This window comes from Variovorax sp. CCNWLW186 (assembly GCF_037203865.1).
In the GTDB taxonomy this organism is placed as follows: domain Bacteria; phylum Pseudomonadota; class Gammaproteobacteria; order Burkholderiales; family Burkholderiaceae_C; genus Variovorax.
The window spans coordinates 1-1,579 of record NZ_JBBCBO010000050.1 but is presented as its reverse complement, the minus strand read 5'-3'; the positions used below and the strand labels follow the sequence as shown (position 1 = coordinate 1,579).

Here is a 1,579-nt window from a genome sequence, read left to right as displayed (position 1 = left end):
CGTCTTCCAGGATCTTCTTCTTCACATAGTCCAGCCCCACCCGCCCGATGTAGTGCACCGTGCGCTCCAGGTACCAGCCTTCCTCGCGGTACAGCTGCAGGAAGGCGCCCGAGTACTCCATCACCTCGGCGGCCGTCTTCACCTTCACCAGGAACTGCGCCACCTCCGTCTTGATGCCGCCGTTGCCCCCCACATACAGCTCCCAGCCCGAATCCACCCCGATCACCCCCACGTCCTTGATGCCCGCCTCGGCGCAGTTGCGCGGGCAGCCCGAGACCGCCAGCTTGACCTTGTGCGGCGAATACATCGCCCACAGCGCCCGCTCCAGGTCCTTGCCCATCTGGGTGGAATCCTGCGTGCCGAAGCGGCACCACTCGCTGCCCACGCAGGTCTTCACCGTGCGCAGGCTCTTGGCATAGGCAAAGCCCGAAGGCATGCCGATGTCCTTCCAGACGCCCTCCAGGTCTTCCTTCTTCACCCCCAAGAGGTCGATGCGCTGGCCGCCCGTGACCTTCACCGTCGGGATCTTGTACTTGTCCGCCGCATCCGCGATGCGCCGCAGCTCGTCCGGCGTGGTGTGGCCGCCCCACATGCGCGGAATCACCGAGTAGGTGCCGTCCTTCTGGATGTTGGCGTGGCTGCGCTCGTTGATGAAGCGGCTCTGCGGATCGTCCTTGGCCTCCTTGGGCCAGGTGCTGATCAGGTAGTAGTTCACGGCCGGGCGGCAGGTCGCGCAGCCGTTGGGCGTGCGCCAGCCCAGGTGGCGGTACACCGCGTCGTGCGTCAGGTGGTGGTCCTTCCTGATGGCGTCGCGCACCTCCTGGTGGCTCGCATCGGTGCAGCCGCACACCGCCTTCTTCTTGGGCGTGGCCGAATAGTCGCCGCCGGCGGTGAACATCAGGATCTGCTCCACGAGGCCGGTGCACGAGCCGCAGCTGGCGCTGGCCTTGGTGTGCTTCTTGACCTCGTCCAGCGTGAACAGGCCCTTTTCCTTGATCGCCTTGCAGATGGTGCCCTTGGTCACGCCGTTGCAGCCGCACACCTCGGCCTCGTCGGGCATGCTGGCGGCCTTGTTGTGGCCCTCGTGGCCGGTGTCGCCGATGTTGGATTCGCCGAACATCAGCTTGTCGCGGATGTCGTGCACGCTGCGCCCGTCGCGCAAGAGCTTGAAGTACCAGCTGCCGTCCACCGTGTCGCCGTACAGGCACGCGCCCACCAGCTTGTCGTCCTTGATCACCAGCTTCTTGTAGACCCCGCCGAAGGGGTCGCTCATGACGATCTCTTCCGTGCCTTCGCCGCCCATGAACTCCCCGGCCGAGAACAGGTCGATGCCCGTGACCTTGAGCTTGGTGGAGGTGAGCGAGCCCAGGTAGCGGCCGATGCCGAACTGGGCCAGGTGGTTGGCCGCGACCTTGGCCTGCTCGAAGAGGGGGGCGACCAGGCCGTAGGCGATGCCGCGGTGGGCGGCGCATTCGCCCACCGAGTAGATGCGCGCATCGGTCACGGTCTGCATGGTGTCGTTGACCACGATGCCGCGGTTGCAGTGCAGGCGCATCTGCTCGGCCAGCTCGGTGTTGGG

General features: G+C 66.0%; 1 protein-coding gene. It reads right to left on the bottom strand.

The genetic code is table 11. From position 1 onward, the window contains the following. On the bottom strand, window positions 1–1,579 hold a 1,579-nt coding region (gene nirB / locus V9K97_RS27225; protein WP_337321958.1), incomplete at both ends, for a nitrite reductase large subunit NirB.